This is a genomic window from Corynebacterium sp. UD i78, from assembly GCF_056280545.1.
The window spans coordinates 599,984-621,924 of sequence record NZ_JBWCED010000001.1; the positions used below are offsets into that span (position 1 = coordinate 599,984).

Annotated in this window: 21 protein-coding genes; 10 read left to right on the forward strand and 11 right to left on the reverse strand. The window is 66.8% G+C overall.

From position 1 onward, the window contains the following. Nucleotides 1–5 precede the first annotated feature (5 nt). Genes ACZ9GM_RS02850 through ACZ9GM_RS02875 form a run of 6 tightly spaced genes read right to left on the reverse strand, consistent with a single transcriptional unit; the run spans nt 6 to nt 6,214 of the window. Nucleotides 6–1,229, reverse strand: a complete 1,224-nt coding sequence (locus ACZ9GM_RS02850; protein ID WP_476037247.1) for an FAD-dependent oxidoreductase — start codon at nt 1,227–1,229, stop codon at nt 6–8. Continuing rightward, entirely contained in the window at nt 1,229–2,374 is a 1,146-nt protein-coding gene (locus tag ACZ9GM_RS02855) for a tyramine oxidase subunit B (RefSeq protein ID WP_291474926.1), read from the reverse strand. The genes ACZ9GM_RS02850 and ACZ9GM_RS02855 overlap by 1 nt, the downstream gene beginning before the upstream one ends. A gap of 51 nt (nt 2,375–2,425) precedes the next feature. Next, the gene (locus ACZ9GM_RS02860; protein ID WP_291474924.1) at nt 2,426–3,022 is read right to left on the reverse strand and encodes a TetR/AcrR family transcriptional regulator; all 597 of its coding nucleotides are present in this window, start codon (nt 3,020–3,022) and stop codon (nt 2,426–2,428) included. Nucleotides 3,023–3,033: 11 nt separating this feature from the next. After that, nucleotides 3,034–4,308, reverse strand: a complete 1,275-nt coding sequence (locus ACZ9GM_RS02865; RefSeq protein ID WP_476037248.1) for a lamin tail domain-containing protein — start codon at nt 4,306–4,308, stop codon at nt 3,034–3,036. Nucleotides 4,309–4,357: 49 nt separating this feature from the next. Then, entirely contained in the window at nt 4,358–5,272 is a 915-nt protein-coding gene (locus ACZ9GM_RS02870; RefSeq protein WP_291474920.1) for a 3-hydroxyacyl-CoA dehydrogenase, read from the reverse strand. A gap of 39 nt (nt 5,273–5,311) precedes the next feature. Then, a complete protein-coding gene (locus tag ACZ9GM_RS02875) occupies nt 5,312–6,214 on the reverse strand; it encodes an NADP-dependent oxidoreductase (RefSeq protein ID WP_291474919.1) in 903 nt (300 codons plus the stop codon). 40 nt (nt 6,215–6,254) lie between these two features. Between ACZ9GM_RS02875 and ACZ9GM_RS02880 the strand changes: the two genes are divergently transcribed. Next, complete coding sequence (locus ACZ9GM_RS02880) at nt 6,255–7,118, forward strand: CoA transferase (RefSeq protein WP_291474916.1); 864 nt, start codon at nt 6,255–6,257, stop codon at nt 7,116–7,118. On the opposite strand, the gene ACZ9GM_RS02885 is transcribed toward ACZ9GM_RS02880, so the two are convergent. Beyond that, on the reverse strand, nt 7,090–7,341 hold the full coding sequence (locus tag ACZ9GM_RS02885) for a hypothetical protein (protein ID WP_291474914.1): 252 nt from the start codon (nt 7,339–7,341) through the stop codon (nt 7,090–7,092). The two genes, ACZ9GM_RS02880 and ACZ9GM_RS02885, sit on opposite strands and share 29 nt — an antisense overlap. 130 nt (nt 7,342–7,471) lie before the next feature. On the opposite strand from ACZ9GM_RS02885, the gene ACZ9GM_RS02890 reads away from it, so the two are divergent. Together ACZ9GM_RS02890 and ACZ9GM_RS02895 are read left to right on the forward strand one after the other, a co-directional pair. Continuing rightward, nucleotides 7,472–7,957, forward strand: coding sequence for a hypothetical protein (locus ACZ9GM_RS02890; RefSeq protein WP_291474913.1), 486 nt, complete (start codon nt 7,472–7,474; stop codon nt 7,955–7,957). A 35-nt stretch (nt 7,958–7,992) separates the two neighbouring features. After that, nucleotides 7,993–8,919 (forward strand): D-isomer specific 2-hydroxyacid dehydrogenase family protein, encoded by a 927-nt coding sequence (locus ACZ9GM_RS02895; protein ID WP_476037249.1) that lies wholly within the window; start codon nt 7,993–7,995, stop codon nt 8,917–8,919. On the opposite strand, the gene ACZ9GM_RS02900 is transcribed toward ACZ9GM_RS02895, so the two are convergent. After that, a complete protein-coding gene (locus ACZ9GM_RS02900; RefSeq protein WP_291474910.1) occupies nt 8,913–9,365 on the reverse strand; it encodes a DUF1990 domain-containing protein in 453 nt (150 codons plus the stop codon). The two genes, ACZ9GM_RS02895 and ACZ9GM_RS02900, sit on opposite strands and share 7 nt — an antisense overlap. Before the next feature lie 40 nt (nt 9,366–9,405). Here ACZ9GM_RS02900 and ACZ9GM_RS02905 point away from each other — a divergent pair, with 40 nt between their 5' ends. The 4 genes from ACZ9GM_RS02905 (at nt 9,406) to ACZ9GM_RS02920 (ending at nt 13,497) form a co-directional block, all read left to right on the forward strand. Further along, on the forward strand, nt 9,406–10,152 hold the full coding sequence (locus tag ACZ9GM_RS02905) for a chymotrypsin family serine protease (protein WP_476037250.1): 747 nt from the start codon (nt 9,406–9,408) through the stop codon (nt 10,150–10,152). 264 nt (nt 10,153–10,416) lie between these two features. Further along, entirely contained in the window at nt 10,417–12,216 is a 1,800-nt protein-coding gene (locus ACZ9GM_RS02910; RefSeq protein ID WP_476037251.1) for a BCCT family transporter, read from the forward strand. Between the two features lie 78 nt (nt 12,217–12,294). Then, nucleotides 12,295–13,152 carry a 3-hydroxybutyryl-CoA dehydrogenase gene (locus ACZ9GM_RS02915; protein WP_291474907.1) on the forward strand — a complete coding sequence of 286 codons (858 nt, stop codon included), beginning with the start codon at nt 12,295–12,297 and terminating at the stop codon, nt 13,150–13,152. A gap of 135 nt (nt 13,153–13,287) precedes the next feature. Beyond that, on the forward strand, nt 13,288–13,497 hold the full coding sequence (locus ACZ9GM_RS02920; protein ID WP_291474905.1) for a CsbD family protein: 210 nt from the start codon (nt 13,288–13,290) through the stop codon (nt 13,495–13,497). Nucleotides 13,498–13,503: 6 nt separating this feature from the next. On the opposite strand, the gene ACZ9GM_RS02925 is transcribed toward ACZ9GM_RS02920, so the two are convergent. Then, nucleotides 13,504–15,429, reverse strand: a complete 1,926-nt coding sequence (locus ACZ9GM_RS02925; protein WP_291474903.1) for an ABC transporter ATP-binding protein — start codon at nt 15,427–15,429, stop codon at nt 13,504–13,506. Beyond that, the gene (locus ACZ9GM_RS02930) at nt 15,426–16,631 is read right to left on the reverse strand and encodes a MalY/PatB family protein (protein WP_291474901.1); all 1,206 of its coding nucleotides are present in this window, start codon (nt 16,629–16,631) and stop codon (nt 15,426–15,428) included. Before ACZ9GM_RS02930 ends, ACZ9GM_RS02925 begins: the two co-directional genes overlap by 4 nt. 192 nt (nt 16,632–16,823) lie before the next feature. Between ACZ9GM_RS02930 and ACZ9GM_RS02935 the strand changes: the two genes are divergently transcribed. Then, entirely contained in the window at nt 16,824–18,248 is a 1,425-nt protein-coding gene (locus tag ACZ9GM_RS02935) for an HNH endonuclease signature motif containing protein (protein WP_476037252.1), read from the forward strand. A 5-nt stretch (nt 18,249–18,253) separates the two neighbouring features. Here the strand turns inward: ACZ9GM_RS02935 and ACZ9GM_RS02940 are convergent, their stop codons facing one another. Further along, complete coding sequence (locus ACZ9GM_RS02940) at nt 18,254–19,633, reverse strand: carboxylesterase family protein (protein ID WP_291475257.1); 1,380 nt, start codon at nt 19,631–19,633, stop codon at nt 18,254–18,256. Nucleotides 19,634–19,670: 37 nt separating this feature from the next. Between ACZ9GM_RS02940 and ACZ9GM_RS02945 the strand changes: the two genes are divergently transcribed. Together ACZ9GM_RS02945 and ACZ9GM_RS02950 are read left to right on the forward strand one after the other, a co-directional pair. Continuing rightward, nucleotides 19,671–21,725 (forward strand): M3 family metallopeptidase, encoded by a 2,055-nt coding sequence (locus ACZ9GM_RS02945; RefSeq protein ID WP_291475256.1) that lies wholly within the window; start codon nt 19,671–19,673, stop codon nt 21,723–21,725. An 18-nt stretch (nt 21,726–21,743) separates the two neighbouring features. Next, nucleotides 21,744–21,938, forward strand: coding sequence for a hypothetical protein (locus tag ACZ9GM_RS02950; protein WP_291475254.1), 195 nt, complete (start codon nt 21,744–21,746; stop codon nt 21,936–21,938). The last annotated feature ends 3 nt before the right edge of the window (nt 21,939–21,941 follow it).

A 21,941-nucleotide genomic window follows, 5' to 3' on the forward strand; every position in this document is an offset into this window, starting at 1 on the left:
AGCTCCTAGTGGACGGTGGCAGGGATGATGGCGGTGGACGGTTCCCGGGCGGCGACGGGGTAGTCGAAGGCGGCAGGACGCAGCGGGGAGTCGCCGGTCACCGCCAGTTCGGCGGCGATACGGCCGTAGACGGGGGCGAACTTCATGCCGTTACCGCTCATGCCGGTGGCGACCGTGACGGAGCCGTCGGTGCCCGGTGCGTGGCTGAGTACCGGTGCGTGGTCGGTGGTGAAACCGTCGTGGTGCAGGGAGATCCGCACCGGGGCGTCGAGCATGTCGTTGAAGAAGGCGGAGGCTCTCTCGGAGAAGACCTGCTGTACGTCTGCCGGGATTTCGCCGGTGCGCAGTTGCCCGAGGTCGTCGGGGGTCGTGCCTTCACCGATGAAGTCCCCGTGGGAGATCTTCACGGAGTAGCCGTCGATCGTCGGTGCGCCGTAGCAGTGCCAGATCTCGCCGTTGTCGCGGACGATGTCGCGCATGAAGATCGGCAGTCTCGACGGCAGGAATCCGGTGATGTCCAGCGGCAGGTACCAGGTCAGCGGGATGCCCTGCACACTGATGTGCCCGGCGAGGTCGGGGAAGAGCTCGGCGGCCCAGGAACCGTTGGCGATGATGACCTTGTCCGCGGTGACCTCACCGCGGTCGGTGCGGATGAGCGTTGTTTCCCCGCCGGGCTCCACGGCCAGCACGCGGGTGTTTTCCCACAGCAGCGCACCGGCGTCGATCGCGAACTGCTGGGCGTAGGCGACGGACAGTTCGGGGCGGATTCCGCCGCCGGCCGGGTCGATGATCGCGGCGTCCGGCGCAGCTCCCGGAGCGGATGCGGCGAAGACCGGGAAGCGTTCGGCGAGCTCCGCGGCGTCCAGCACCTCGTGGTCGAGGCCGAATTCCTCGATGACCTCCATGGTCTGCACCATGGTGGGGAAGTCGGCGGGGCCGACGGAGATAGCGCCGACCGGCAGGAAGATGTCCCGGCCGGAACGTTCGTTCATCTCCAGCCACATCTCACGGGCCTGCTGCACCAGGGGGATGTAGATGCCGCCCTCCTTCAGGGCGACGCGGAACAGCCGCGACTCCCCGGAGTAGGAGCCCTTCGTGTGGACCCGGCCGAAACGTTCGATGCCGAGGACGCTGGCCCCGGGCACCAGTTCGGTGAGCTGCCACAGCGCCATCGATCCGATGGTGCCGCAGCCGATGACGACGTAGTCGTAGTGTGCGGGAGTGGTCATCAGGCCATCTCCGGGGTATCCCACACCGGCAGCACGGTGCCGATGTTCTTTTCGCAGGCACGGCGGTACAGCGTCGTCGCCCAGGCCACGTCCTCGACCGGCATGCCGCCGACGGAGTAGATGACGATGTCGTCGTCGCTGCGCCGACCCACGGCGTTCCCGTTGATGACGTCGGCGATGTCGACGACCTCGCCGGAGGGGAGGGTGCCGGACTTCTCGAGGGCGAGAAACCTGTTGCCGATGATGCCGACGGTCTCGAAGGCGTCGTCGCCGAACTCCTCGTGCCAGCATTCGTAGAGACTGCGGTTGTCGAGGACGAGGCGTCCGGCACCGGAGGCGAGCCACTCCTCGGGGATGTTGACGCAGGAGGGGATGGACACGAACGCGCCGGGGGAGAGCCATGCGGGGTCGAGCTGCGGGTAATTGCCGGAGCCGATCGGGGCGGTGGTGGTGTAGGCGATGACCTGGGAGTCCCGGACCGCCTCCTCGGCGGTGTCGCAGATCTCGATCGTGGTGAACTGCGGCAGGGTCTCGTGGACCCAGGCGATGAAACTGTCGATACCGGCCCGGCTGCGGCCCTTGATCTTCACGGTGTCCAGGGTCGGGACGCCGGCGGCGAAGGCCTGGAGTGCGGTCCTGCCCATGACACCCGGCCCGATGACGGCGGCGACGGTTGCGCCGGGTGTCGCCAGGTGCCGGGCGCCGACACCGGAGACAGCCCCGGTGCGGTAGGAGGAGAGGAGATTGGCGTTCATGACGGCGAGCGGGGCACCGGTGTCGGCGTCGTTGAGGATGAAGGTGTGGATGGAGCGGGGCAGTCCGGACTTCCGGTTCTCGACGTTGGAGCCGTACCACTTGACCCCGGAGGTGTGGAACTCTCCGCCGAGGTAGGCGGGCATGGCCATGAAGCGGCGGTCCGGGCCGTTGAGCGGCATGCGCTCGTGGGGGGACTGTTCGGGGAAGAGGACCATGGCGCCATGGGAGTTGTTGTTGGCGCCGGCCATCCGGTAGTCGCCGGCACCGAGCAGGGAGAACATCTTCTCCATGGTGTCGACGCAGGCGGGCATGTCCTTGACGCCGGCGGCGACCATGTCGGGTTCGGAGAGGTAGCGGGTCTGGAGTGTGGTGGGGAGCGTTACTGTCATGGGTGACAGTCAACCGCCGCTGTGTTTCTGTCCCGTTGCCGCGCGGTGACGTTATTGTACGGACGGAGAAAAACGAGCGATGAAGCGGTCGAGCAGTGCGGTGAGCCGGTCGACATCTCCCTCGGGTGTACCGAAAGCTGCGGTGATCTGCGCCCCCATCAACAGATTCTGCAGGTCATCGACTGCTGCGGTGATGTCTGTGTCTGCGGCGACTTCGCCGTCGGTCACCGCTTCGGCGACGCGGGCGGTGAAGAAGTCACGCCAGGAGCTGAAGCTCGTCGCGAACAGCGCCGCCTCATCCTCGTGGTTCAGCGCACGCTGCCAGAACGCCAGTGCGACCCGGGCCTCCGCCCGACGGACATCATCGAGCGGCATGATCTCGTACGCCAGCGTCCGCAGACCGGCAAGTCCCCGCTCGGTGCTGGACAGGGCGGCGCGGATGTCCGTCGCCTCGACGACGTACCGGTAGGCCTCGGTGATGACCGAGTCCTTGCCGGGGAAGTAGTAGCGCAGCAGCCCGTTGGAGTAGCCGGTGACCTCGGCGATGCGCCGCGTGGTCACTGCATCTATCCCCTCGTCGGCGATCAGTCGCCAGACCGAGCCGATGATCTCGTGGCGTCTCAGGGCATGGTCGACTTTCTTGGGCATGACCACCGACCTTAGCCGACGGCACCCCGCAGACTGACGCCGTCGGTGTCACTGTCATCGGTCCACAGGTACCGCTCGGTGCCGTCGGAGGTCGTGACGTGCGCGTAGCCCTCGTTGCCGACGTCGTCCATGCCCTCCGGGCGGGCGTTGAGCGTTCCTGTCACCGGGGCGAAACCGCCCTCGGTGTCCGCCAGGACGACAGACGCCCCGCCGCAGGTCTCGTCGCACAGCACCGTCAGTTCACCGGAGTCCGCGTCATAGTCACTGGCCATGACGCCGTCCAGTGGCGTGTCGTAGCGTTGCAGCAGATCCGGATCCGCGTCATCCAGCGTCACGAAGAGCACCTCGGCGGTCGCCTCGACGCCCACCGCGAAGGTCGCGGGCGAGGACGCGTCGGAGATCCAGCTGATCGACTCCGGTCCACTGTTCGCGTCGAGGTCCCCGGTGAAGTCGGCGAGGTTCCACTCATCGGTGGCGGTGAGTTCATCTGCATCACCGTCCGGCAGCTCATACCGCAGTACGGAAGGACGCGACACCTCGTCTCCCTCACCGTCACGCTCGGTGGCGACATAGAGTGCCCCGTCCGGCCCCACGGTGACGCCCTCGGCGTCCGGTTCACCGGACCCGTCCGGGTAGCGCAACTGGTAGCTGTCGGTCACGTCGTAGCCGGTATCGGTGGGGGTGAGGACGTAGAGCGTCCCGGTGGCGTTGTTGACCACGTAAGCGGTGCCGTCCTCGGCGAGGTCCACGCCGGACATGTCCTCCGTGTCGAAGTCGTCCGGCATGTCGATGTCCTCGATGGGCAGCGGGTCCGAGGGCCACGATTCGACAGTGTTCGTCAGCCCGGGGGTGGCGGCGTCGGTCTCACTGAAGTCCCCGGAGGTGTCGGGCACCCGCCCCCAGCTCGTGGCGGCGTCCTCGTCCCAGGAGGTCGAGTCGATCTCCACGTCCTCGGTGTCGGTGAGGGTGACGGAATCCTCGGAGCCGAGTCCGAAGTCCGGTTCGGTGTTGACGACGAGGTACCCGCCGGCCTCGATGATGCTGTCATCAGGCAGGGTCAGCGGGTCGTGGTCGTCGTCGGCGAGCCCCCAGCCGGAGACGTCGACCGCCTGGTCGCCGGTGTTCGCCAGCTCCACCCAGTCGCCGGCATCCCCACCGTCGGACCGCACTTCGTTGATGACGACACCGGAATCCCCGGTCCCGTCGTCGGAACTGCAGGCGACGAGGACCGGGGAAAGCAGGGCGGAAATGGCGAGGAGAGCGGCGGCGGTGCGTAGTGGTTTCACATCACCGCAGCCTAGAACGCACAGATCGGCGCATCCTGAGAGTCGGTCGTCAGTCCTCGTAGATGACCCAGTCAGGATTCGGCCGGACGATATTCCCGTTCCCGTCGTACTCGTAGAATCCGCAGCCGTCACCGCGACCTGCCTTGCCCCGGTCGATGCCGCGCTCCTGGAGGAGGTTGTTGAACTTCTTCTGGGACTCGGTGTCGTCCACCCGGTTGCGGCCGATGTTCACGGCGACGTTGAAGCCGACGATGTCGTAGGTCTCGAACGGGCCCTTCGGGGCACCGGTGGAGACCTTCCAGTCCTCGTCGATGACATGGGGGTTGGCGACCTCGTTGGCGTAGAGGTCACCGGCGGCGTTCAGCCACGGGATGAGCAGGCTGTTCAGCAGGTAGCCCGGGGTCTCCTTGTGGACCGGGAAGGGCTGCAGGTTGATCTCCCGGGCGAACTCGACGGTGCGGTCGAAGACGGCGGGATCGGTCTTCGGGGTGGCCATGACCTCACCGGTGTTGGAGCGCCACACCATGTTCGCGAAGTGGAGGGCCAGGAAGCGGTCGGCGCGACCGGTGGCGTCCGCGAAATCGGAGGGACGCAGCGAGGAGGAGTTGGTCAGCAGGATGGCCGGGTCCTTCACAGCCTTGCCGACGTTGCCCCAGACCTCCCGCTTGAGGTCGAGGTTCTCCGGGACGGCTTCGATGACGACGTCGGCGTCCCCGACGGCCCCGGCGATGTCGGTGGAGGTGGTGATGCGGCCGACGGCCTCATCGAACTTCTCGGCGGTGTAGTCCGACAGGTCCTTGGCGTAGTGGCCGCGCATCCACTCCCAGCGGTCGGGGAGCTTGTCGAGGAGCTCCTGCCTGATGTCGTAGGCGACGACATTCTTTCCTGCGTAGGCGGCCTGCATGACGATCTGGGAACCGAGGACGCCGGTCCCCAGCACGGTGACATTCTGAATTTCGCTCATGACAGCGACAATACTCCTGAATTAGGATTCAGAGATGGGTCAGAACCTGACGACCGTCTTCCCCAGTGCGTGCCCGTTCTCCACTGCGGCGACCGCGTCGGCGGCACGGGGGAAGGGGAAGGACGCCGAGATGTGCGGCGTGAACGTGCCGTCGGCGATGAACCCGGCGAGTTCGGAGAATACGGCGCGGCTGCGCCGGCGGGTCACGCCACCGCCGACGGACGGGTCGGCGACACTGCGGACCGGACCGGCGGTCATCCCGAGTGCGTCGAGGAGGACCTCACCACCGACGAGGTCGATGACGGCGTCCACCGGTCCGGCCTCGTTCACCTGCGACACCCAGTCGTCCCCGGCGGCGACATGGGTCGCGCCGAGAGACTCGACGAATTCGTGCTTGTCCACGCCGGCGACACCGGTGACCTTCATGCCGAGAGCGCGCGCGAGCTGCACCGCACAGTGCCCGACTCCGCCGCCGGCGCCGAGGACCAGCACTGTGCCACCGGTCTCCAGGCCGTCGTGGTGCAGTTCGTTGAGGATGTCCCAGGCTGTTCCGGCGGCCACCGGGATGCAGGCGGCCTGCGCAGGGGTGACCCCCTCGGGCACCGGGGTCACCCCGACACCGTCGAGGTAGACTTTCTCGGCGAAGGAACCGGTGCCCGAGACGGTGTTGCCGAACACGGCCATTCCCGGGGCGATGCCGGTCACAGGGTCTGCCGCGAGCACGAGGCCGGCGGCCTCACGACCCATCGCCATGGGGAAACGCACCGGGAAGCTGCCCTGCCGTTCCCCGGACCGGACCTTGATGTCCGCGGGGTTCACCGAGGTGACGGTGGTCGCGATGAGTACGCTGCCGTCGGGCACGGTGGCAGGGTCGGGAGCCGGGACGTCGAGGAAACCGGCGACGTCAGGTCCGCCGTAACTGCCGAAACCGAAGATTCGCATGCCCCCCAGATTAACCGGTGCCGTCGTTAGGATCGGAGTGGTGTCTGCTCAAACCGCTGAATCTCCGCTGTCCGGCGTCCGCGTCGTGACCCTCGCCCCGAATCTCCCCGGACCGGTCGCCGCACACCGCCTGGTCAGGCTGGGCGCGACTGTCACCAAGGTCGAGTCGCCGGCGGGTGATCCGCTGGCCTTCGCGTCCCCCGACTACTACCGTCTGCTCGCCGTCGGGCAGGAGGTGCGGACGCTCGATCTCAAGGACGCTGCGGGACGCGATGCGCTGGAGAACCTGCTGGCGGACGCCGATCTGCTGATCACCTCGTCGCGTCCCAGGGCATTGGAGAAACTGGGTCTGGCCTGGAAGGAACTGCACACCCGGCACCCGCTGCTGAGCCAGGTCGCGGTGGTCGGTCACGCCGGTGCAGGCGCCGACCGGCCCGGCCACGACCTGACCTACCAGGCGGAGGCGGGAACACTGGCCCCGCCGACGATGCCGGTGATCCCCGTCGCCGACCTGGCCGGTGCCGAGCGGGTGGTGGGGGACGCCACGGCGCTGCTGTTCCAGGCGTCCCGCACCGGAACCGGCGGCTACCGTGAGGTGGCCCTGGCGGAGGTTGTCGAGGATGCCGCGACGTCGGTGAGGACCGGCCTGTGCGGCCCGGGGACACCACTGGGTGGCGGTCTGCCGACCTACGGCATCTACCGTGCCGCAGACGACGGGTGGATCGCCCTGGCGGCGATCGAGCCGCATTTCATCGTTCGGCTGGGGGAGGAGCTCGGTGTCGATCCGATGGACCGTGGTGCGCTGGCGGAGGCGTTCCTCCGGCGCAGTCGGGACGCGTGGGCACGGTGGGCCGCCGAGCGTGACCTGCCCCTGGTTACTGTGCGGCAGGCTCCCCGGCGGTGATGTCGGAGGTCATGTAGCCGGTCTCCGGCTCAGCCTCGGTGGCTGCAGCGGACTCGCCGGCGGAAGTCTCCGGGACGCCGCCACCGGTGTAGCCGGACTCCGGGGTGACGTCGGTGACGTGCGCGGAGTCGCTGTCCTTCTGGTGCGGCGGGGAACATGCCGTGATACCCAGTGCCAGAACGGCGGCGGCGGAAAGGGCAGCGGTACGGCTGATGCGGATCATCTGAACGTCTCCTGGTTCATCGGTGCAGTCATGGAACGTCTCGTCACTTCGGCACCATCTTAAATGGTCGGTGCCCGGGAACAGAACGCGCATACCCGTTCGGGTGTGCAGGCCGGGTTACACTCGAACGATGGATTCACGCGACAACTACCCCGACCGTGACCGGCCGCAGCCGCCGGACTACCGGCGTCTGCCGGAGGGCGCACCGACGGAGCAGTTCGGATACCGGCAGCCGTACCAGGGTCAGCAGTATCAGGAACCCGCGTACCAGCAGCCCGAGCCCCCGCAGAAGCCGCGCCGCAACAGCACCGGTGTGTGGATCTCGGTCATCCTGCTGCTCGCCGCGCTGATCGCGCTGCTGTTCTTCATTCTCTGGCTCAACAACCGTGACGATGACAGCTCCGGGACCACGGTGACCCGGACCGTCGAGGAGACCACCCCGGAGCAGACGACCCCGGCCCCGGAGCCGGACGAGGGCAACGACAACGGTTCTGACCCTGGTGTCCAGATCCCCAGTGAGCTGCCCAGCCAGGAGGATCTCGAAGACTGGGGTAACCAGCTCGGCGACGATTTCGACGACTTCCTCAACGATCTCGAAAACCGTTTCGGGAACTGAGCCGGAGGTCGTTGAGGGGGGTACAAAGGGATGGCATGAAGATCAACATCGCAGCCATCCCCCTGCCGGAGACCGCCGCAGCCCTGGAGGCGGAGGGGGCGGTCATCGTCGACGACATCGCCGATGCCGACGCCTTCCTGTGCGTCGCCATGAGCCCGGACAGGTTCCCCGATCTGCCGGAGCGGGTGAAGTGGGTGCAGCTCTGCCAGGCGGGGATCGAGGGTTTCCTCGACGCCGGCGTCGTCACCACCGGTCCGTCCGGTGACCGCCGCTGGTCCAATGCCTCGGGGATCTACGGCCGCCAGGTCGCCGAGGCCGCCGTCGGCCTGCTTCTCTCGGTGACGCACATGCACGTCCGCATCGCCCGTGAGAAGACCTGGAGTGTCTGGCGGGAGGTGGACAAGGGGACCCGCTGGCTGGCGGGGTCCACCGTGCTCATCGTCGGCGCCGGCGGTATCGGACGCCATCTCATCGACATGCTCACACCTTTCGGCGTGGAGTTCATCGCCGTCAGCCATTCCGGACGCCCGGTCGACGGCGCCCGTCAGACCGTCGCCTTCGACCGGCTGGGGGAGGTCCTCCCGGAAGCCGACCACATCATCCTCTCCGCCCCGCTCACCGATGACACCCGTGGTCTCATCGACGCGGACGCCCTGGCGTCCTGCCGTCGTGGCGTGACGCTGGTCAACGTCGCGCGGGGCCCGGTCGTCGTCACCGACGATCTGGTGGACGCCCTGAACTCCGGCCAGGTCTCCGGGGCGGGACTGGACGTCACCGATCCCGAGCCGCTGCCGGACGGGCATCCGCTGTGGGACATGGACAACGTCACCGTCACCACGCATTCCGCCAACACCGTTTCCTCGATGGACCGCCAGCTCGCGAAGCCCGTCGTGGAGAACTACCGGGCCTTCCTGGCGGGGGAGCGGATGCCCACCGAACTCGACGTGGACGCCGCTTACTGACTCCCGACCGCACCGGCGTACCGGCGTGCCATGAGCCGCTGGGCAGCCAGCGCCACCGGCCCACCGAGTCGGGTGAGCCAGTGCGCGGGCCGGGAGAACGCCGAGACGGTGACCACTACGTCGCCCGCGTCCGTCAGATCGATCCGGAAACTCTCCTCACCCTCCTCCAGGTGCCCCGGCAGGGTGCCGTAGACGAGGAGGGTGTGTTCGGGCCCGGAGTCCCGGACGAGGATGCGGCATGGCGAACTCAGTGACCGGAGGCCGAGCGGACGGATGGTGACCACCCCGTCGACGGTGAACGGGCCGGTGAGCGGGGCACCGGCGGCCCGGTGCGCCCGGCCCGACAGCAGTGCCGAGACACACCGTGCGTAGGCGTCCTCCCCGTGTCCGACGACACGACGGTGACTGAATGTGCTGTACGTGCGGGATCCGGCTTTTCCGGGCATAGGTACCTCCTGTGGCGTGGACAGTCTAGACTGCGGAGTCATGAGCTTTCTCCGTAAAACCACTGTCCTTGGTGCGCTGGCACTCACCGCGACCGCCGTCTCCCCGGCAGTCGCCGGCGCCACCACCACCCACGGCGGAGCGCCCATCATCATCGCCGCCGACAACGGTGCCGAAGGTATGTGCACCCTGAACTCGGTCGTCCAGAAGGGCGACGACTACTACGGCATCACTGCCGGTCACTGCCTCGATCCGGAGGAGTTCGGCGGTCAGCCCGTCAAGGTCACCACCGAAAACGGTGAGCTTCTGGCGGACGCCGACGACATCACCGCCGGCGGTCGCCTCCTCGACGGCGGCGCGAACTACCTCGAGCCGGATGCGGGCCTGAATGACTTCGGCTGGTTCCGTCTCGACGAGTCCGTCGACCCGGACGTCAACGGTATCTCCAGCACCGCGGACACCGGCATCCCGCTGCTCGATCCGCTGCTCACCGGTCAGCGCATCGAGACCGGTGCCCCGGTCCCGGTGACCCAGAACCTCGTCGGCGGCATCGTCTGCAAGGACGGCGCCAAGACCGGCCGCACCTGTGGTCCGGTCATCTCCGTGAACACGCAGAGCCAGGAGGTCTTCGCGGCCATCCCGGCCATCGCCGGTGACTCGGGCAGCCCGCTCTACGTCCTCGGCCCGGACGGCAGGACCCATGTCGTCGGCACCCTGTCGAACGGCTCCCCGGTGCTGTTCAACGTCTTCGACGGGACGCAGAACCACCTGGACCGCGTGGGTGCCTGAATGTCATAGCGACACCGCAGCGCACTGCCAGGAACCTGCCAGGGACGGCTCGTAGATTCAGTGGTGTCCCCGAGAGAGACGGGATGAAACGGAATCGGAAGGAATCTTCTATACGGCAGCTGCGCATTCTCCTCTTGAAACGTCAGCAGAACACCCCCGGCCATGTCAGGTGCCGGGGGCGTTCTGTGTCTGCGGGTAGACTCAGGTGTCACCTGTTCACCTGACCTCTACCATCCGGGGAGACCCGGAGGAACCGGACATGTTGTGACCACTTCACCTGACACCGGAACGACCACTTCTGCCGGGGAGGAGGTGAAGGACGAGAAGAGAGGCCCGGATCCGCTGATCCTGTGGACCTCGGCAGGGTTCATCGTCGTCTTCGTCGCCGTATGCATCCTCTTCAGTGAGGGTGCGCGTGACGTCTTCGGCACGATCTCCGACTGGTTGATGACCAACCTCAACTGGATGTACATCGGCGGCGTCACTCTGGCGATGATCTTCCTGCTCGTCCTCGCCGTCAGCCACTTCGGCCGGATGCGCCTGGGGCCGGACGGCGAGGGACCCGAGTACTCCCTCAAGAGCTGGTTCGCGATGCTCTTCGCCGGTGGCCTGGGAAGTGTCCTCATGTTCTGGGGTGTGGCGGAGCCGATCAACCACGCGGTCAACGTGCCCATGCAGAACGAGGAGCCGATGTCCCATGAGGCCGTCAACCAGGCCATGGGCTTCACGATGTACCACTTCGGCATCCACATGTGGGTGATCTTCGCCCTGCCCGGCCTCGCCCTCGGCTATTTCATCTACAAGCGCAACCTGCCGCCGCGGGTCTCCTCGGCGTTCGCACCCGTCCTCGGCGGCGCGATCTACGCCTGGCCCGGCAAGCTCATCGACGCCCTCGCCATCATCGGCACCGTCTTCGGTATCGCCGTGTCCCTGGGGCTCGGCGTCCTCCAGATAGAGTCCGGCCTGGGCACTGTCTTCGGTATCGAGGGCTCCACACTGCTGCTGGTGGGGATCATCGTGGTCATCGTCGCGGCGTCCTGCTGGTCGGTCGCCGCGGGCCTGGACAAGGGCATCAAGAACCTCTCGAACATCAACATCATCATGGCCGTGGTCCTCATGGTCTTCGTCCTCGTCGCCGGCCCGACGCTCCTGCTGCTGCGTGGCACCCTGGACACTGCTTCGCTCTACGCCGAGTGGCTGCCCCGCCTGATGTTCTGGTCGGACTCCGACGAGATCACCACCGAAGGTTGGCAGGGCACCTGGACGGTCTTCTACTGGGCGTGGACGATCTGCTGGTCGCCCTTCATCGGCATGTTCGTCGCCCGCATCTCCAAGGGACGCACAGTCCGTGAGTTCGTCGGCGGTGTGCTGGCCCTGCCCGCCCTGTTCATCCTCATCTGGTTCTCCGTCTTCGGGTTCGCCGGCATCAACGCCGAGCGCAACAACCCCGGCAGCGTCTCCGGACCCGTGGTGGAGGACGGGGACGCGGCGTCCTCACTGTTCATCCTCCTGGACACCCTGCCCTGGACGACAGTAGTCAGTGGCTTCGCTCTGGTGGTCGTGGCGATCTTCTTCGTCACCTCGATCGACTCCGCCGCACTGGTCACCGACATGTTCGCCGTCGGTGAGGAGAATGTCACGCCGACCTGGCAACGCGTCCTGTGGGCGGTCTCCATCGGCGCCGTCGCCGCGGCGATCCTCATCATGTCGCCGGATGCCGGTATCGAGGCTCTGCAGGAGATATCGATCATCATCGGCCTGCCGTTCTTCCTCATGTTCTTCGTGATGATGTACTCGATCCTCAAGGGCATGAACGCCGACTACCACGCCCGCCCCGAACCACGGACGCGGCAGTGGGACAGGACGCACACCCCGGAGGATCTGGAGGCGAACGAGCGCAAACCTGCTCCCGGTTACGACAACGCGGGCCATGAGCTGCCCACCGCGTCATACGACGCCGACGGCAACCTCATCATCCCCGGAAACATCATCGTGGCCGGCGATCTCGGCGTGGTCGGGGAGGTCGAGGACGCCGACCCCGGGGACTATGAGGAACTCAATTAGAGTCGGATGTCACGGGGAGCAGTGACCCCGGTTACACTATGCAGATATAACAATTCGTCTTGTGACAAGGAGAACAACATGGTTCAGCGTGTAGGTGTCATCGGAGCCGGCCAGATGGGCGGTGGCATCGCCGAGGTCGCCGCCAGGTCCGGCAGCGACGTCCTGGTGTGGGAGGCCAAGCAGGAGTTCCTGGACTTCGGCAAGGCCAAGATCGAGAAGTCTCTCGCCAAGGCCGTCGAACGCGGCAAGCTCTCCGAGGAGGACCGGGACGCCGCCCTCGGACGCCTCACCTTCACCACCGACCTCGAGGACTTCGCCGACCGTGAGCTGGTCATGGAGGCGATCATCGAGAACGAGGACATCAAGAAGGACGTCTTCTCCAAGCTCGACGCCATCGTGACGGACAAGACCGCGCCGCTGTGCTCGAACACCTCCTCGCTGCCGATCCAGACCATCGCCTCGGCCACCGAGAACCCGGGTCGCGTCATCGGTCTGCACTTCTTCAATCCGGTGCCGGTCCTCAAGCTCGTGGAGGTCATCCCGGCCCTCACCACCACCGACGAGACCGTCGGGACCGCCCGCACCTACGCCACCGAGGTGCTCGGCAAGACCGCGATCCTCGCGAAGGACCGTTCCGGCTTCATCGTGAACTTCCTCCTGGTGCCCTACCTGCTCTCCGCCATCCGCATGGTCGAGCAGGGTGTGGCCACCAAGGAGGACATCGACACCGGCATGAAGCTCGGTGCGTCCCACCCGATGGGCCCGCTGACCCTCGCCGACATGGTCGGCCTGGACACCTGTGCCTTCATCGCCGACGTCATGCACGAGGAGTACGGCGACCCGTCCTACGCCTGCCCGCCGCTGCTGCGCCGTATGGTTCAGGCCGGCCAGCTCGGCCGCAAGTCCGGCAAGGGCTTCTACGACTACAGCGCGTAGTTCGGAAGTTGGCCCCGTTCACTTCTGTTTCGGCAGTGGAAACGGGTGCATGCTGCAGACTTCTCCGGTACAAGTGGAGGTAGTCCGCGTCGCCGACGCGGTCATCGCAACACAACCCTGAAGGAGTTGGTCAGCATGTCCGGAATCGACGATCTGAAGAACAAGGCCGAGGATCTGGCCGGCAAGGCCAAGGAGGCCCTCGGTAACGCCTCCGACAACGAGTCCCTCAAGGACGAGGGCAAGGCCGACCAGGTCAAGTCCGACGCCAAGCAGAAGGGCGAGGAGCTCAAGGACAAGGCCACCGACGCCGCCAACAAGTTCATCGGCAGCGCCAAGGACGACTAGTTCCGGCTAGTCTGCAGCTTCCACCGGACCCCCGTCGACGACAGGTTCATCCTCGTCATCGACGGGGGTTCCGTCATGGAAGCCGAAGCTGCGCAGCCGCTTCCGGTCCGCGGCCGAGGAACTGGCGGTCAGGCGCAGCAGCTCCGCGTAGATACCTCCGGAAGTCGCCAGTTCGGCAGGGGAGCCGATCTCCCCGACATGACCGCCGTCGAGGGTGACGATCGTGTCGACCGTGGCGATGGTCGACAGCCGGTGGGCGATGACCAGCGTAGTGCGTCCCACCATCAGTTCCTCCAGCCCCGCCTGGACGGCCTGCTCGGCTCGGGTGTCGAGGGCGGAGGTCGCCTCGTCGAGGACGAGGATGGGGGCGTCCTTCAGCATGGCGCGGGCGACGGCGATGCGCTGCTTCTGTCCACCGGACAGCCGTAGGCCGCGCTCGCCGATGACGGTGTCGTAGCCGTCGCTGAACCTGGTGATGAAGACGTCGGCATTGGCCCGCCGGGCGACGTCGAGGATCTCCTCGTCAGTGGCGTCGGGTCGTCCGTAGGCGATGTTCTCCCGGATCGTGCCGGAGAACAGCGACGGTTCCTGGAAGACCACGCCGACCATGCTGCGCAGCTGCGCGGCGGTGAGGTCCGCACTGTCATGACCGTTGATGCGCAGTGAACCGGCGGTCGGCCGGTACAGTCCGAGCAGCAGGTTGACCAGGGTGGACTTTCCGCCACCGGACTCGCCGACCAGGGCGACCTTCTCGTTGTGGTGGGCGTTGAACGAGACCTTGTGGATCACCTCGTCCTCCGGGGCGTCCGAGTCGTAGCCGAAGGACACCCTGTCGAAGTCGATGACCGGGGCGTCCGGCGAGATCGAGGGAAGCGGTTCGACCGGCGGCAGTGGCTCCACGAGGTCGGCTCCCCGCGGGGATGCGGCGTCGAGCAGAACGGCGTCCGCGGTGGGCTCGGGGATCTCGTCCATCGCTGCGAAGTAGTCGCGGGATCCTCCGGCGGCCTTCTGCGCCGAATCGACCATCCAGCTCATCATGGACGCCGGGCCACGGATCGTTGCGACCAGCTGGACGAGCAGCACCATGTCGCCGAGGCTGAAGTGACCGTGCAGGGTGCGGATGAAGAGTACCAGGTAGATGGCCAGGAAGATGACGTTCATACCGCCGGTGCGGATCGCGTCCATCAGATGCCACCAGCGCGACTGTGCCTTCGTGAGATCGACGGTCTCGGCGAAGTGCTCCTGGAATCCCCGGAGTTCGCGCCGCTCGGTGACGAAGGACTTCACGACCTTGACCTGGCCGATGACCTCGGCGAAGCGGCCCTGGGCGGTGTCGATGTGGCGGTTCTTCTCCTTCTCCCACACCATCCAGCGCTTGCTGGTCAGGGCGGTGAGCCACAGGTACAGCGGGAAGACGATGAGGAGCAGCAGGGTGAGTGGCCAGTAGTACCAGGAGGTCACCGCGAGCACGAGTATCACGGTGAGCATCATCGAGAAGAAGTTGTTCGCGAAGCTCTGGATGAACTGGGTCAGGCCGAGGATCGAGCGGTCGAGCCGGGAGATGACGGTACCGGTGACCTGCCTGTCGAAGTAGGTCTGCGGCAGGGAGAGCAGTTTGGCGAAGTACCGGTCGGACAGCAGCTGACGCATCTTCAGTGCCATGACGTCGCCGAACCAGCCGCCGATGTTGTGCACGACGGTGAAGGTCAGCTCGGCGGCGAACAGCGCCAGGGCGATGAAGATGACGACGGTGACGGCGTCATCCATGTCGCGCAGCCCGTTGACGGCGTCGACGATGACGTCGGTCGCCGCCTTGATGAGGAAGGGGGCCGCCAGGTTCAGCAGCGCGGTGGCGGTGGACGTCACGATGACCATGACGTAGTAGGGCCAGAGTTGGCGGGTCGAGCGGAGTATTCGGGTCAGACTGTTCACAGGTCTCCGGGGACGGGTCCGCCACCGTGAAGGTCGGCGGCGGCGATACGGTCAAGTGCTTCGTCGAGAATGGCCCTGGAGGTTCCGAAGTTCAACCGAGCATGCCCTGCCCCGACCGGACCGAAGTCGGTGCCCTCGTTGAAGGCGACCTTGGCCAGCGTCCGGAGACGTTCGGCCGGCCGGGTGACGGTGCCGTTCCCGTCACGCAGCCGGTCAACCCCGGAGAGGTCGAGCCAGGCGAGGAAGGTCGCCTCCTGCTGCGGTAGCCGGATGCCGGGGAGCACCTCGGGCAGCCGCTGTGCGAGGTGCTCCCAGTTCGCGGCGAGGTAGTCGACCTCCTCGACGAGCCAGTCGTAGCCTCCGGTGTAGGCGGCGGTGGCGGCCTTCAACCCGATGGTGGAGGCCTCACCGGTGAGCAGGTTGGACAGACGGCCGATGATCTTGGCGTCCTCCGGGTTCGACGCGATGATCTGCGCGCACTTCAGCCCGGCGGTGTTCCAGCCCTTGGAGGTGGCGGTGACCGTGACGGTGTTCGCCGCAGCGGTCTCCGAGACTGTGGCGGTGGGGATGTGGTTGCCGGAGTAGACCAGCGGGGCGTGGATTTCGTCGGAGATGACGCGCACATGGTGGGCGGCTGCGAGGTCGGAGACCGTGCTCAGCTCCTCTGCGGTGAACGCACGGCCCAGCGGATTGAACGGGTTGCACAGGATCATGGAACCGACGCCGTGCGGGTTGGACGCGGATGTGAAGGCCTGTTCCAGGGCTTCGAGGTCGAAACCGTTCTCGCCCATCGGCACGTAGACGGCCGGACGCCGGGTCGCCTGCGGAACTTTCTGGAACGGAGGATAGGCGGGCATCGGGATGACGATGGTCGACCCCTCCTCGGTGAGCGCCTCGATCGCCACCATGACGCCCTTGACGACGTCGGGGCAGTAGGTGACGTTTGCGGGGTCGATCGTCCAGCCGTGGCGGGCCTGGGAGAAGGAGGCCAGTGCCTCGGCGAGTTCGCGGGACGCTGCACCCATTTCCGGGTAGCCGAAGTACTCACGGTCGACGGCGTCCTTCACAGCCGCGGCGACGGCGGGGCAGGTCTCGAAGTCTGTTTCGGCGACCCACAGTGGCAGGACGGAAGGGTCGTATTTCGTCCATTTCATCGTGCTGCGGGAGCGGAGGGTGTCCAGGGAAGGGAAGGTGAGAGACATAGTGACCAGTCTATGTGCAGTGGGGGCAGGGGAGAGGAGCGGGCATCGGCGGCGATGCTAAAAATCATACGCGTTCGAACACTTGTATTGTTTTCGGTCAAGATGTATCATCGGTGACAGACGCCCGACACCTCACCACACCGCTCTCCACCACCCCGCCCACACTCTGCTCATGATCCCCAGGGGGACACCATGACCACCGTCACCACTACTATCACCACCACCAAACGACACGCCGTCCACGAGATGGCATTCAACGCCCTGTTCGACAAGATCACCGACGACATCACCACCGGCGACGGCGCACTGCTCGCCCTGACCCGCGACTGCATCAACGACCCGGACGGCACACTGACCACCCGACGACCCACCCCCGACCACCGCCGGGACCCTGACGCACCCGCCGGCTGGGCGATCCTGACCAACCCCGACCTGCTGTCGACAGCGAAAACCGCAGCGAACCTCATCGACCTGTCCCTGGCCGCGGCCGTGACCCCCGACGGGACCGACGAGATCCGCCGCACCACCGCCACCATCGCCCGCCGCCTCGGTGTCACCCGCGGCAGAGCCCTGGCCTACTGCGAAGTCGGCACGATGCTCACCCGCCTGCCCGCCACCTGTTCCGCCGTGGCCTGCGGCGCGTTCAGCCTCGACCTGCTGCGCATCATCGCCGACGTGACCTGCTGTGTCGCCACCACCTACCTGGATGCCGTCGACACCGGCATCGCCGCCCTGCTCACCCCCACCCGACCCGACCAGGTCATCCCCGGACCCGTGATCCTGCGCCGGAGTGTCACCGCCATTGTCGGCACCTGTCAGCCCACCGCCCTACCGGTCGACCCCGAAGACCAGGACGTGCCACCACCGGCACTGCAGACAGACTTCAGCATCGACACCCGCAACGACGACTACACCGTCTTCCACATCACCGTCCCCGCCGACGAAGGCCTCGGAGTCACCCGCATCGTCGACGCCGTCGCCGACGCCCACCACTGCTCGCGGGCCACCGCGTTCACCGAACTGTGTCACGGCGCCGTCGGCGACGTGACAGTCACCCTGAACTGCTACCGCAACATCGACACCGGCCACACCCACCTGGAGAACCGGTGGCTGTCCGGCATCGCTACCGACCGGTGGATCCGACGGGTCACCCACCTGACCGTGCCGTCACACTCGGCCCACGATGCCCGGTTCGCCACCGACAACCAGCGTGCCCTGCTCGCCGGTATCGACGGCACCTGCCGGGCACCGGGGTGTGAGAACCCCGCAGCCACCGCCGATGCCGACCACGTCCACCGCTACGACAGTGAGCACCCCGACAACCAGGACACGCCCCGCACCGATACCGGGAAGATGCAGTCACTGTGCCGGGGCTGCCACAACGACAAGACCCGCGGTCTGCTGGACTTCACCCGGCATCCCGACGGCACCGCCTCGGTCACCAGTATCGATGACGGGCACACCGTCACCACCGTGCCGACCGGGCCGATGGCCACGGCGATCACGACCTTCGACCAGTCCCTGGCCCGCAAAGTCGCCGCCCGGGCCGAACATAACGAAGCCCGCGAACAGTGGAGAGCGACCACCCGCACGGCACTCGAGAAGGTTCCGTTCTGAGCCGGCTAGACCGTGATCAACGTCCTGATCGACCGGTAGGGATCTTTGGCCTCAGTATCAGACTCACCGAGGAGACTGAACACCCGCGACGACCGCTGATCACCGAACGGTTCCCACCCGGGCTCCTCACCACGGGCGAAAGACAGCACCGAGGAGCGGTAGCGCGCGCCGAGGTCGGTGAGTCTCTCCTGTGTGCCTGGGCCACAGGTGGATTCCACGAGCTTGCGACCGACATCCAGCGTCCCGAAGAGCATCGGCAGCTCGCCGCAGTGCTGCGCGTCGATCCGTTCGCCCTGCCACTGTCCACCGCGGAACTCGCACGACCACACCCGGTCACCCGGCATCGCCTCCAGCAGCGCCGAGGCCCACCGGCGGATCATCGTGTCGCCGACCGTCCGACCCATCGGACGGTCAACATCGACATACCGACACCACCCCGCCAGCTTCCGTCGTGGCACCCCGAGCAGCCGCATTCCCGGCACCATCACCCACGACGGCAGGCCCAGTCGCGCGACCATCCGGTCGAGTTGCATCACCCCGGGGAAGCGGATGAACTCGTCCTCCATCGTCGAAACCATGAGCGGCACCTCCCTCAGCTCGTCGAGGTCGACGGGCCCCGGTCCCAGTGCGCAGTCTGTTGAGTAGATCAGCGACATCCGCCGGTACGCCCGCGTGCACCGTGCCGTACTCAGCCGGCTCACCCTCTCCCGTGTCAGCCGCGACCCCAGACAGAGACACGCGACCGCGCGGCGCACCGACCATCCGACTCGTGGCAGGATCCGCGGCAGACCAGGGGAGAGGACCATTGCGCGGTGGAACAGGTCATCTGCCCGCCGGTCGGTGAGCAGTTTCATCACCAGTCCACCACCGGCGGACTGCCCGACGAGGGTGACATTCGAGGCGTCCCCGCCGACCTGCGACACGGCGTCCTGAATCCACCGCAGCTGATGGACCAGGTCATCGACGCCGCGGAAGGACCCGGGCTCGTCCTCACAGAGGGGCAGAAAGCCCTCCAGGCACATCCGGTAGTTCAATGTCACGACCACGCACCCCGCTGCGGCCAACGTCGAACCGTCGTACCAGCCGTCGTCGCCGTGTCCCTCCTCGTAGCGTCCGCCGTGGATCCACGCGATCACCGGCAGATCCCCTTCCGGCGAGGCGTCCTGCGGGGCGAAGACCGAGACGGTGGTGGGAAGGCGCAGGTCGCGGCGCTCCCGGGCGTCCGCGCAGGACAGCACCCCGTCCCATGGTTCCGGCGGCTCCGGCTCGCCGAAATGGTGCGTGTGAGCCACCGGCACCGCGCGGAACACGGACACCCCGTCACGCGAGGATCCGGACACACGGCCGTACGGGGTGGTGAACTGAGGAGGGAGGGGCTGTGTCATGGCGACCACTCTAGGGGCCCCGGTTACGCTGGGGCGTATGAATCCGCTGCTCGAACCCTCCGTGCTTGACCATGAACTCCCTGACTTCGCCGCGATCGACGTCGCCGACCTGGTCCCCACCTTCCGGACCGCCCTCGACGACCATGACGCCGAGATTGCCGCGATCACCGCCCTCTCTGACGCCCCCACCTGGGAGAACACGATGGATGCGCTCGAGGTGTCCGGCCAGATGCTGCAGCGCGTCCTGGCGATCATCTTCAACTACGCCGGCACCGACGCCACTGACGAGGTCATCGCTGTCGAGGAGACAGTCGCCCCGGAGCTCTCCGCCCACTGGACCCGCATCCTGCTCAACCGGGATCTCTACGAGCGCGTGCAGGCCATGCCCGCGCAGCCGGAGGGCAGTGAGAATGAGGCGCTGCTGGCGCACTGGCTGCGGACTTTGCGTCGCGGCGGTGCGGACCTGGACGACGCCGGACGCGAGGAACTGTCCACCATCGACACCCGGCTCGCCGAACTGTCCACCCGGTTCGGCCGCAACCTCATGACCTCCACCGCCGACCGTGCGGTGCTGGTCACCGACGAGCAGCGGCTCACCGGGCTCAGCGCGGCGAAGAAGGCCCAGCTCCGGGAGGACGCCGCCTCCGAAGGGAAGGAAGGGTGGCTGATCCGCCTGGGTCTGCCCAGCGTGCAGCCGATCCTCGAGGATCTGGCGGATGCCGACCTGCGCCGCGAGGTCGCCGCGGCGTCGCGGGCGCGCGGCACCGGCAACAACAGTGACATCGTTCTCGAGACCGCGCGGCTGCGGGCCCGCCGGGCGGAGTTGCTCGGGTTCGCGAGCCATGCGGACTTCGTCATCGCCGAGGAGACCGCCCGGACCGTTGAGGCGGTAGACGACCTGCTGGACACGGTGACGCCCGCTGCAGTGGACAACGCCCACGGCGAGTACAAGCGTGCCCTGGACCTTGCACACGTCAACGGTGAGGACGTCTGTGACCTGGGCGAGTCTGACTGGCCGTACTGGGCGGGGAAGCTGCGGGCCGAGGATCTCGCGGTGGACACCGCCGAACTGAAGAAGTACTTTCCACTGTCGCAGGTGCTCCGCGACGGTGTGTTCTTCGCCGCGGAACGGCTCTACGGGATCCGGGTGACTCCGCGCACGGATCTTGTCGGCTACCACCCCGATGTGCAGGTCTGGGAGGTGGCTGAAGCGGACGGTACCGCGATCGGCCTGCTGCTCACCGACCTTTTCGCCCGGTCCACGAAGCGTGGTGGGGCGTGGATGAGCAGCTTCGTCGACCAGAACAACCTCATCGGGCAGAACCCGGTCGTCGTCAATGTGCTCAACATCGCGAAGCCTGCCGAGGGGGAGGAGGCGCTGCTCAGCCTCGACGAGGTCACCACCCTCTTCCACGAGTTCGGCCACGGCCTGCACGGGCTGCTCTCCGATGTCCGGTACCCGAGCCTGTCCGGCACGAATGTGCCGCGTGACTTCGTGGAGTTCCCCAGCCAGATCAACGAGAACTGGGCGCTGGAGCCGGAGGTGCTGGCGAACTACGCCCGCCATGTCGACACCGGTGAGCAGCTGTCGCCGGAGCTCGTCGCCGCGGTGACCGCCGAGGCCCGGTGGGGGCAGGGCTTCGCGACGACGGAGTACCTCGCAGCCTGCCGGGTCGACCTGGCCTGGCACCGGCTGACCACCGCGCAGGCCGGGCAGGTGACCGATGTGGCGGAGTTCGAGCGACAGGCGCTGGAGGATGCCGGGCTCGCGGTACCGGGACTGGCACCGCGCTATTCGTCGACGTACTTCAACCACATATTCGCCGGCGGTTACTCCGCGGACTACTGGAGCTACCTGTGGGCCGAGGTCCTTGACGCCGACGGATTCCAGGGTTTCGTCGACACCGATGCGGCGGGAACTGAACACCCGGATGCCGATGACGTCCGTTTCGCCGGTGACCGGTTCCGTCGGATGATCCTGTCCCGCGGCGCGACAATCGACTACGACGACGCCTTCTGGATGTTCCGTGGTCAGCAACGCAGTGTGGAGCCGTTGCTGCGTCGTCGGGGACTGTCGGGTTCGCGGGGCTGACCGGGTAGGATCAGCCGGGTGACGGACGGATTCGAACAGTGGGTGGTCAGCCTGCCGGTGTGGTTCCAGACGCCGCTGGTCCTGGTGGCGTTGGCCCTGGTGGCGCTGGCGGTCGCCGCAGCTCTGCTGTGGGTCCTGTTCCGCGTCCTGCCACGGGATGACTCCGAGCACCGGGTGTTCGGGGAACACGGGGGAGGAGGTGACGCGGAGTGAAGC

Coding starts and splice junctions, on each gene's coding strand:
- ACZ9GM_RS02850 (WP_476037247.1), bottom strand. CDS start 1,229: ATGACCACTCCCGCACACTACGACTACGTCGTCATCGGCTGCGGCACC.
- ACZ9GM_RS02855 (WP_291474926.1), bottom strand. CDS start 2,374: ATGACAGTAACGCTCCCCACCACACTCCAGACCCGCTACCTCTCCGAA.
- ACZ9GM_RS02860 (WP_291474924.1), bottom strand. CDS start 3,022: ATGCCCAAGAAAGTCGACCATGCCCTGAGACGCCACGAGATCATCGGC.
- ACZ9GM_RS02870 (WP_291474920.1), bottom strand. CDS start 5,272: ATGAGCGAAATTCAGAATGTCACCGTGCTGGGGACCGGCGTCCTCGGT.
- ACZ9GM_RS02875 (WP_291474919.1), bottom strand. CDS start 6,214: ATGCGAATCTTCGGTTTCGGCAGTTACGGCGGACCTGACGTCGCCGGT.
- ACZ9GM_RS02885 (WP_291474914.1), bottom strand. CDS start 7,341: ATGATCCGCATCAGCCGTACCGCTGCCCTTTCCGCCGCCGCCGTTCTG.
- ACZ9GM_RS02890 (WP_291474913.1), top strand. CDS start 7,472: ATGGATTCACGCGACAACTACCCCGACCGTGACCGGCCGCAGCCGCCG.
- ACZ9GM_RS02895 (WP_476037249.1), top strand. CDS start 7,993: ATGAAGATCAACATCGCAGCCATCCCCCTGCCGGAGACCGCCGCAGCC.
- ACZ9GM_RS02900 (WP_291474910.1), bottom strand. CDS start 9,365: ATGCCCGGAAAAGCCGGATCCCGCACGTACAGCACATTCAGTCACCGT.
- ACZ9GM_RS02905 (WP_476037250.1), top strand. CDS start 9,406: ATGAGCTTTCTCCGTAAAACCACTGTCCTTGGTGCGCTGGCACTCACC.
- ACZ9GM_RS02915 (WP_291474907.1), top strand. CDS start 12,295: ATGGTTCAGCGTGTAGGTGTCATCGGAGCCGGCCAGATGGGCGGTGGC.
- ACZ9GM_RS02920 (WP_291474905.1), top strand. CDS start 13,288: ATGTCCGGAATCGACGATCTGAAGAACAAGGCCGAGGATCTGGCCGGC.
- ACZ9GM_RS02930 (WP_291474901.1), bottom strand. CDS start 16,631: ATGTCTCTCACCTTCCCTTCCCTGGACACCCTCCGCTCCCGCAGCACG.
- ACZ9GM_RS02935 (WP_476037252.1), top strand. CDS start 16,824: ATGACCACCGTCACCACTACTATCACCACCACCAAACGACACGCCGTC.
- ACZ9GM_RS02940 (WP_291475257.1), bottom strand. CDS start 19,633: ATGACACAGCCCCTCCCTCCTCAGTTCACCACCCCGTACGGCCGTGTG.
- ACZ9GM_RS02945 (WP_291475256.1), top strand. CDS start 19,671: ATGAATCCGCTGCTCGAACCCTCCGTGCTTGACCATGAACTCCCTGAC.